Genomic DNA, 8,838 nt, shown 5'->3' on the forward strand with positions numbered 1-8,838 from the left:
CTCTCTCACTTATCTATCACACCGGAAATGTCCAAAATGACAAAAAAATTTAAAAATTTTTTTAGAATAGTTCTTTGATTCTATGCTCTTTAAAAAGAAGGCTGATATTAGTATAATCTTAATTATGAATGAGAATTTGATTAAAGGATCAGTGACAAAATCATTATTGTTGTTCGCATTGCCTATGATTTTAGGGAACATGTTACAACAGTTATACAATGTGGCAGATACCTTTATTGTTGGACAATTTATAGGTTCAAATGCGTTAGCTGCAGTTGGCTCCTCTTTTACTCTGATGACATTTTTGAATTCAATCATTTTAGGTCTTTGTATGGGAAGTGGGGTCCTTTTTTCCATGTTATATGGAGCTAAAAAAATGGATAAGATGAAGAATGCGTTCTTTATATCTTTTGTTGGTATAGGATTATTGTCTGTTGCTTTAGAGGCTGGATGCTTGTTATTGATTGATCCTATTTTGTCTTTTTTACAGATTCCTTTAGAAATATGGAGTGACACGCATGATTATCTATTTTATATATTTTTAGGCATTCTATTTACTTTTTTGTATAATTATTTTGCTTCACTTTTAAGAGCTTTAGGTGACTCGAGAACACCGCTATTATTTTTAGGCGTTTCAGCAATTGGAAACATTATTTTAGATATCTACTTTATTGTTAGTTTACATATGGGTGTTGCAGGTGCTGCTATCGCAACAACAATGTCACAAGCTTTAAGTGCAATAGGACTTTTTGTGTATGTGTTCTTTCAACAGAGAGATTTACTTCCACAAAAAGAATATTGGTATTTTGATAAAAGTGTTTTTCAAAAAATCAAAGATTATTCTTTATTGACGTGTGTACAACAATCCGTAATGAATTTTGGAATCCTTTTAATACAGGGATTGGTTAATAGTTTTGGCTTAGTAACTATGTCGGCTTTTGCGGCAGCCGTAAAAATAGATTCATTTGCCTATATGCCTGTGCAGGATTTTGGAAATGCTTATTCAACTTTTGTTGCACAAAATAAAGGCGCAGGATTAGAAGAACGTATACGTAAAGGAACAAAATCAGCTGTTATTGTTGCAGCTTTATTTTGTTTCTTGATTTCAACTATTGTTTTTAATTTTGCGGATACATTGATGTTGATATTCATTAAACCAGAACAAACAGAAATCATCTTAAAAGGAGCGGAGTATCTTCGTATTGAAGGCGCTTGTTATTTAGGAATCGGACTTTTGTTTTTGTTGTATGGATATTATAGGGGTGTTGGTAAGCCAGGCATTTCGGTTGTGTTAACGATCGTATCTCTTGGAACCAGAGTTTTGTTATCTTATGCACTGGCGCCTACTCTAGGCGAGCACATGATTTGGTGGTCTATTCCAATTGGATGGTTTTTAGCGGATGCCATAGGAGTGGTTCAGGGTATTCGAAAAGAAAAATGGTTTTCTAGAAAGAGAGCAGAAGATGAAAAAGTATTCAACGATTAGTGAAATCAGCAAGCTTTTGGGTTTAAGTACTGATACAATTCGTTTTTACGAAAAAAAAGGACTTGTCCATCCTCATGTGAATCCAGAAAACAATTATCGCATGTATACATTGATGAATGTCTTAGAATTATTAGATGTTATTTATTATCGTCATTTGGATTTTCCTCTTTCAGATATATATGAATTATCAAAGACATTAAAACCATCTTATACAATTGAATTAATAGAGAAAAAGGAAGAAGAAACCAAGCGAAAGATATACTATGAACAACAGTTATTAAAAAAGATTTCACATATCAAATCGATGTTTCACATGATAGAACATCACGAAAATGAATGTTCTATTCAAGATTTTAAAGAATCGATTATATTATTTGAGGGAAAAGACAAGGAAGATTTCTTTATTCATGATATTCAATATATGACTCAGGATCAGTTTGTTCTTTGCGCTTTTTACACGCATTATGAATTAAAAAAAGACCAGATGGAACTAAAGCGAACCTTTGTCAGCATTGAAACACAGCTTCTTCAAAAAATGAAGATGAAAGAAGAACTGAAAAATTCAACAAAGATCAATAAACAAAAGTGTGTCTATCGAGCTGTACGAATGAAAGATGGAAAGGTAAGTCAGGAAGATATTGAACCGATGAAAGCATATGCCAAAGAAAATGGACTTAAATTAAAAGACCATTGTCTTATTCGTGAAATACCGGTTACATTTTATACAGATTATGAACACTATTATGCCGAAATTTTTTTGCCGATAAAAAACAGTTGACCTTGGAGTTGCTCCAATGTTTATACTCTTGATTTGGGAGGGATGATCATGGAGCGTAAATATCTAAATTCACAATTTTGGAAGTATATTTTACCATCTATGTTCACCATGTTGTTGAGTGGTTTTTATTCAATCGTAGATGGTCTTTTTGTTGGAAATTCGGTAGGGAATGATGCTTTAGCAGCTATCAATCTTGTTTATCCAATCCAAGTAATTTTAAATGCATCTGCAATTGGAATTGGAATTGGAGGAGCCGTAGCGCTATCTTATTTTTCAGGCAGGGATGAAACGAAGAGCGCAGACCGATCTTTAGGTTCGACAATTACGCTTTTGATCGTTGCCGGCATTGTTTTGTCCATTGTTTTATTTTTCGCGACTCCAACATTATTAGAGATTTTAGGAGCTTCAGGTACAATTTATGAATATGCCTATGATTATATATTTGTGATTCTTTGTGGAGGCCTTTTACCTGTTTTAGGAAATGGGTTAAGTCCTTTGATTCGTAATTATGGAAAGACCATTGTTGCGACGATCTGTATGAGCAGCGGCTTGGTTACTAATATTGTTTTAGATTATATCTTTGTCTTCTTGATGGAAATGGGACTATCTGGAGCTGCTTTGGCAACAATCATTGCACAGGGAGTTGTTGCGCTAAGTTGCTTGGTTTTCTTATATGCATCAAAGTTAAAAGAAATCTCTTTGCACTGTTATGTACCCTCAGCATCTTTGATCAAAAGAATCATAACTGTAGGCATCTCACCTTTTGGACAAACCATGATTCCATGTATCATGATCGTTTTGACCAATTGGACATGTATTATGTATGGTGGGAACGATGCATTAACAATTTATTCGGTAATTTCTTACGTGCTTTCCAGTGCTCAATTGTTGTTGCAGGGTATCGGCGATGGTGTGCAGCCATTGTTGAGCTATTATCACGGTAAAGGAAATAAAGGTGTGATCCATTATTTATATCGCAAAGCCTTCTTTGTTTCTCTTGAAGTGTCAGTTATCTTATTTATTGGTGTTTATTTGTTTAATGAACCTTTAACAGGATTGTTTGGCGTCTCTCATTCGCTATATGATGGCACAAAATTGGCATTGATCATCACGTCTCTTTCTTTTCCTTTTATTGGAATCAGTCGTCTTACTTCGGCAGTATTTTATGCGTCTGGTCGATCTAAAAATTCTACATTCTTAGTTTATATTGAGCCTTGTTTATTGTTGCCGGTATTTTTGATCGTTTTCTCATCTTTGTTTCAACTAACTGGAGTATGGTGTGCTTATCCAGCAACTCAAGTTGTCTTGTCTGTAATTGCCTTGGTCTTGCAAAGTCCGAATTTAGTTGCAGATCATGAGAAAAAGATTGTTGAAGTATCTATTTAATTCTTGTTGTGGTATCATCTAATCTAAAGAGGTGAGTATTATGAAAATTGCCATCGTTTTTTCAAGTAATACAGGAAATACAGAATATCTTGCTCAAGGGATCAAAGAAGTTGTTCAGAAAAATGATTTAGTTTATTTTGGAAAATTTCAGGAAGGCATTGATGCGGATCTTTATTTTGTAGGTTCTTGGACAGATAAAGGATGCTGTAGTGAAGAAATTAAAAGTTTACTTTCAAGTTTAAAGAATAAAAAGATTGCTTATTTCCAAACGGCTGGATTTGGCGGATCTCAAGCTTATTTTAAACGTCTATTAGATACGGTGATGAAATTGATAGATTCATCAAATGAATTTTTGGGTTCATATTTTTGTCAGGGGAGAATGCCTGATTCTGTAAAAAATCGATATCTTATGATGTTAGAGAAGAATCCAAATGATGAAAGGATATTGGCTAGTTTAGATAATTTTGAAAAAGCGAAGAGCCATCCAGACTTTGATGATTTAAAACGCATAAAAGAATGGGCACATTCAATGATAGATACATTATAGGTTTGTTTTAAGACAGACCTTTTTTTGTTGACAAGCAAGACAAAAGGTTTATAATGTGAACAGTTTACTTGGTGAACATACAGGAGGCATGTTATGAACAAACTAAAGTCAGTATATTGTCGTGTATTTCAAACTTGTTTTAAGATTGCAATTCCTGTTTTGCCATATCGCAAACCAGAAACGATTTCGTCTTTAGATAAATTACCGGATGTCTTAAAAAAAGAACAATGTTCAAGAGTTCTTTTAGTTACGGATGCAGGTATCATAAAAGTTGGTTTACATTTGCCTATTATTGAAGCATTGACCAATGCTGGGTATCAAGTCAGTGTTTATGATAAAACACAGGTAAATCCTACGGTTGAAAATGTGGAAGAAGCAGTTAAGCTTTATCATGAAAATGGATGTCAAGGGATCATTGCTCTAGGTGGCGGTTCCAGCATGGATTGTGCAAAAGGCGTAGGCATTCGTGTTGTTAGAAAACGCACACCTTTATCTAAGATGAAAGGTGTCTTAAAAGTGTTGCATAAATTACCAGTATTGATCGCTATTCCTACAACAGCAGGAACAGGAAGCGAATGTACGCTTGCAGCTGTGATCAGTGATCCGACAAATAAGACCAAATATGCGATTGAAGATTTTTGCTTGATCCCTAAATATGCTTTGTTAGATGCAAGAATGACGACGTCTTTGCCACCATTCTTAACGGCAACTACAGGCATGGATGCGCTGACCCACGCTATTGAAGCTTATATTGGAAGGTCTACGACCAAAGATACAAGAGAAGCGAGTCTTCAAGCGATTTCGTTGATTTATGAAAATTTATTTGAGGCCTATCATCATGGGGATGATTTAAAGGCACGCGAGAATATGGCACATGCAGCGTATCTTGCAGGATGGGCCTTCTCAAAATCGTATGTAGGTTATGTTCATGCTTTGGCGCATGCACTGGGAGGACGTTATGGTGTTGCACATGGTTATGCCAATGCGATTCTTTTGCCTGTTGTGTTGAGAGGATATGGAACCAAAGTGTACCCAGCTTTAAAAGATTGTGCAGTAGCGGCAGGTTTGGCAGATGTAACAACCGATGAGCGAATTGCGGCTATACGTATGATTGAATCTATTGAAGAGATGAACAATGTCTTTGATATTGGTTCATCGATCGAAGAAATTCAAGTTGAAGATATTCCAGAATTATGCCATCATGCTTCCAAAGAAGCCAATCCTCTATATCCAGTTCCTGTACTTTTTGATGAAAAAGAACTGGAGAGATTTTATTTAGATATTGTTAAGAAGGAGAGCGTAGTATGGAGTCCAGTCAGATCCAAGAAATCATTCAAAGCCAAAGAAACTACTTTAATTCCGGAAAGACCTTAAATGTAGATACTCGTATAGAATATTTAAAGAAACTTAAAAGGGTTATTTTAGAAAAAGAAGATCAAATCAATGAAGCCTTGTATAAGGATCTTGGAAAAACATCCAGTGAGAGCTATATGTGTGAAACTGGAATGGTGTTAAGTGAATTATCATATATGATACGCCATACTAAAAAGTTTGCCCGTAAGCATCGTGTTATGACTCCACTTGCTCAGTTTCATGCTTCTAGTTATCAGGTGCCATGCCCTTATGGAGTTGTTTTGGTCATGTCTCCTTGGAACTATCCGTTTATGTTAACCATTGACCCTCTTATTGATGCAATTGCGGCAGGCAATACTGTTATGGTAAAACCAAGTGCATATTCTCCATATACTTCTCAAATCATTGAGGAAATACTGACAAATGTTTTTCCTAAAGAATATGTGAGTGTAATACTTGGAGGAAGAAAGGAAAACCAGGCTTTATTAGAAGAAAAGTTTGATTACATTTTCTTTACTGGTTCTCCATATGTAGGACATGAGGTGATGTCCAAGGCAAGTGTGCATTTGACACCGGTAACTCTTGAGTTAGGTGGAAAGTCACCTTGTATCGTGGATGAGACGGCTAATATAAAACTGGCAGCAAGACGTATTGTTTTTGGTAAGTATCTAAATCTTGGACAGACTTGCGTAGCTCCAGATTATATTTATGTTCATACTTCTGTTAAAGATAAACTGATTCATGAAGTAATTCAAGAAATTAAGCGTCAATATCAAGATTTGTCTAGTTATGGCAAGATCATAAATGAGAAACATTTTGATCGAATCAGTAAACTCTTAGATCCTAATAAGATCGTTTATGGAGGAAAGACAAATCGTGAAACATTGAAGATCGAACCAACGATAATGGATCATGTTTCATGGGATGATGCGGTTATGCAGGAAGAAATCTTTGGGCCTATCATGCCAATCTTAACGTTTACCGATTTTGAAGACTGTATCAATATTATAAAAGAAAAGCCATCTCCTTTAGCTTTGTATTTGTTCTCGTCAAATAAAACAAGAGTTGATATGGTAACTCATAGTGTTCCATATGGAGGCGGATGTATTAATGATACGATCATTCATCTTGCTACCAGCAATATGCCTTTTGGTGGAGTGGGCAATTCAGGTATGGGTGGATATCATGGCAAAGAAGGTTTTAAAACATTCACGCACTATAAATCCATCGTAGATAAAAAAACATGGCTGGATCTTCCAATTCGATATCAGCCATATTCCAAGTTATATGATAAATTGATTCATATATTTTTACGATAAAAAGAGCCAAAATCGGCTCTTTTATTCTATAATCTTTATTTCTTGACAATTCATCAATTGAGGAGGCAGGCTCATGGTCATACCGGGTCCAGCCAAGACTTGAACATTTTGTCCATCTTTAAGTTTTGATGTATCGATACCATCTGGTAAATATACTTCAATTTCTCCTTCGTATGGGGAAATGGATGTACCTGATATTTTATTGTTTTCTTGATCGAACGTAATATTTTCAATGGTGTACCACTCTTGGTCGACTGTTGTTTCAGGTTCAGGTTTTAAGTAAAAAAATCCTGTGGTCGCAATGATCAAAATAATCGCAAAAATAATGATTCTTTTTTTCTTCATATTTAATTCCTCTATCGATAAGTATATCATAGAAAAATATTGTCATAAAAGGGTAATATATTGTTAAAATGAAGTAAAAATCGATGGTTAATCTGTATCAGAGATAGTTTTGAATTGAATTATGTGATAGAATATAGAATAGTTTAGACTCAAGGGAGGAAAATTATGGCTGGATTATTTAGCAAGTTGTTCTCTGAAGAACAAAGAGAATTGGCATCTTTAGAAAAAATGGCCGATAAAGTCATTTCCTATGAACCAGAGATGCAGAAATTAAGTGATGAAGAATTAGCTGATAAAACAACAGAATATAAAGAACGTTTAGCAAATGGCGAAACGATTGATGATATTTTATATGAAGCATTCGCAACAGCTCGTGAGATGGCTTATCGTCAATTAGGTGAAAAGCCATATAAAGTACAGATCATGGGTGCAATCGCAATGCATAAAGGTGATATTGCCGAAATGAAAACCGGTGAAGGTAAAACTTTGACCGCAACGATGTGTGTTTATTTAAATGCCTTAGCTGGAAAAGGTGTTCATGTTATTACGGTCAATGAATATTTGGCTGGCCGTGACGCGGACTGGATGGGGAGAATCTATCGTGCTTTAGGGCTTACAGTAGGTGTAAATAAGCGTGAATTAAACGCAAGAGAAAAACGTGAAGCTTATGAATGTGATATCACATATACAACGAACTCTGAATTAGGTTTCGATTATCTTCGTGATAATATGGTAACAAGTGTAAAAGATCGTGTAATGCGTGGTCTTCATATGGCAATTATTGATGAGGTCGATTCTGTTTTGATTGATGAATCACGTACTCCATTGATCATTTCCGGGGGTAAAAAACAGACTGCCAATCTTTATATCCAGGCCGATAAATTCGTTAAGACTTTAGAAGCTCCTGAATATGAAACCGATAAATTTACACATGAAAAGACTTTGATTTCAGGTGATTATGATATTGATCAGAAAACACGTCAGATCATGTTAAGTGAGGCTGGTGTGGAAAAAGCAGAAAAGTATTTTAAATTAGATAACTTGTATGATATCAACCATACTCAACTTGTCCATCATATCAATCAAGCTTTGCGCGCTAACTATATTATGATGAAAGAAGTTGAATACGTAGTTAGCGACAACCAGGAAATTGTGATCGTAGACCAGTTTACAGGTCGTATGATGCCTGGACGTGCTTATTCAGATGGTTTACATCAGGCAATTGAGGCAAAAGAGGGTGTGCCAATCAAAGAAGAAACATCTACTTTGGCAACTATTACATATCAGAACTTCTTCCGTTTATATGAAAAACTAGCAGGTATGACAGGTACAGCTAAAACAGAAGAGGAAGAATTCCTTTCTACATACAATATGCGTGTTGTTGTCATTCCAACAAACCGTCCAGTAATTCGTAAAGACTTGCCAGATGAAATTTATGCCCATAAAGATGATAAATATCGTGCACTTGTTCGTGAAGTTAAAGCACTTTATGAAAAAGGGCAGCCTGTTCTGGTTGGTACGATTGCGGTAGAAACGAGTGAATTGATCAGTGAAATGTTGAAAAAAGAAGGCATTCCACATGAAGTGTTGAATGCGAAAAACCATGCTCGTGAAGCAGAAATCG

Annotated in this window: 8 protein-coding genes; 7 read left to right on the forward strand and 1 reads right to left on the reverse strand. The window is 35.4% G+C overall.

The genetic code is table 11. The features are described from left to right. Window positions 1-124 precede the first annotated feature (124 nt). The 6 genes from HMPREF0367_RS05640 (at window position 125) to HMPREF0367_RS05665 (ending at window position 6,869) form a co-directional block, all read left to right on the forward strand. Window positions 125-1,486, forward strand: coding sequence for an MATE family efflux transporter (locus HMPREF0367_RS05640; RefSeq protein ID WP_035402108.1), 1,362 nt, complete (start codon window positions 125-127; stop codon window positions 1,484-1,486). Beyond that, complete coding sequence (locus tag HMPREF0367_RS05645) at window positions 1,464-2,264, forward strand: MerR family transcriptional regulator (protein WP_022355766.1); 801 nt, start codon at window positions 1,464-1,466, stop codon at window positions 2,262-2,264. The genes HMPREF0367_RS05640 and HMPREF0367_RS05645 overlap by 23 nt, the downstream gene beginning before the upstream one ends. 48 nt (window positions 2,265-2,312) lie before the next feature. Continuing rightward, window positions 2,313-3,650 (forward strand): MATE family efflux transporter, encoded by a 1,338-nt coding sequence (locus HMPREF0367_RS05650; protein ID WP_035402111.1) that lies wholly within the window; start codon window positions 2,313-2,315, stop codon window positions 3,648-3,650. Window positions 3,651-3,690: 40 nt separating this feature from the next. Further along, window positions 3,691-4,197 (forward strand): flavodoxin family protein BilS, encoded by a 507-nt coding sequence (gene bilS, locus HMPREF0367_RS05655; RefSeq protein ID WP_022355768.1) that lies wholly within the window; start codon window positions 3,691-3,693, stop codon window positions 4,195-4,197. A 93-nt stretch (window positions 4,198-4,290) separates the two neighbouring features. After that, on the forward strand, window positions 4,291-5,571 hold the full coding sequence (locus HMPREF0367_RS05660; RefSeq protein WP_035402114.1) for an iron-containing alcohol dehydrogenase: 1,281 nt from the start codon (window positions 4,291-4,293) through the stop codon (window positions 5,569-5,571). Continuing rightward, on the forward strand, window positions 5,502-6,869 hold the full coding sequence (locus tag HMPREF0367_RS05665; protein WP_035402118.1) for an aldehyde dehydrogenase: 1,368 nt from the start codon (window positions 5,502-5,504) through the stop codon (window positions 6,867-6,869). The genes HMPREF0367_RS05660 and HMPREF0367_RS05665 overlap by 70 nt, the downstream gene beginning before the upstream one ends. Before the next feature lie 21 nt (window positions 6,870-6,890). On the opposite strand, the gene HMPREF0367_RS05670 is transcribed toward HMPREF0367_RS05665, so the two are convergent. Further along, window positions 6,891-7,214 carry a hypothetical protein gene (locus tag HMPREF0367_RS05670; protein WP_035402121.1) on the reverse strand — a complete coding sequence of 108 codons (324 nt, stop codon included), beginning with the start codon at window positions 7,212-7,214 and terminating at the stop codon, window positions 6,891-6,893. A 165-nt stretch (window positions 7,215-7,379) separates the two neighbouring features. Between HMPREF0367_RS05670 and HMPREF0367_RS05675 the strand changes: the two genes are divergently transcribed. Further along, the coding region (locus HMPREF0367_RS05675) for a preprotein translocase subunit SecA (RefSeq protein ID WP_035402123.1) at window positions 7,380-8,838 on the forward strand (1,459 nt) is incomplete at its 3' end.

It is taken from the genome of Faecalitalea cylindroides ATCC 27803 (genome assembly GCF_000469305.1).
Taxonomy (GTDB): Bacteria; Bacillota_I; Bacilli_A; order Erysipelotrichales; family Erysipelotrichaceae; genus Faecalitalea; species Faecalitalea cylindroides.

Bases quoted from the DNA above. Each gene is read 5' to 3' on its own strand.
- HMPREF0367_RS05640 (WP_035402108.1), top strand. From the start codon at position 125: ATGAATGAGAATTTGATTAAAGGATCAGTGACAAAATCATTATTGTTG.
- HMPREF0367_RS05645 (WP_022355766.1), top strand. From the start codon at position 1,464: ATGAAAAAGTATTCAACGATTAGTGAAATCAGCAAGCTTTTGGGTTTA.
- HMPREF0367_RS05650 (WP_035402111.1), top strand. From the start codon at position 2,313: ATGGAGCGTAAATATCTAAATTCACAATTTTGGAAGTATATTTTACCA.
- bilS (WP_022355768.1), top strand. From the start codon at position 3,691: ATGAAAATTGCCATCGTTTTTTCAAGTAATACAGGAAATACAGAATAT.
- HMPREF0367_RS05660 (WP_035402114.1), top strand. From the start codon at position 4,291: ATGAACAAACTAAAGTCAGTATATTGTCGTGTATTTCAAACTTGTTTT.
- HMPREF0367_RS05665 (WP_035402118.1), top strand. From the start codon at position 5,502: ATGGAGTCCAGTCAGATCCAAGAAATCATTCAAAGCCAAAGAAACTAC.
- HMPREF0367_RS05670 (WP_035402121.1), bottom strand. From the start codon at position 7,214: ATGAAGAAAAAAAGAATCATTATTTTTGCGATTATTTTGATCATTGCG.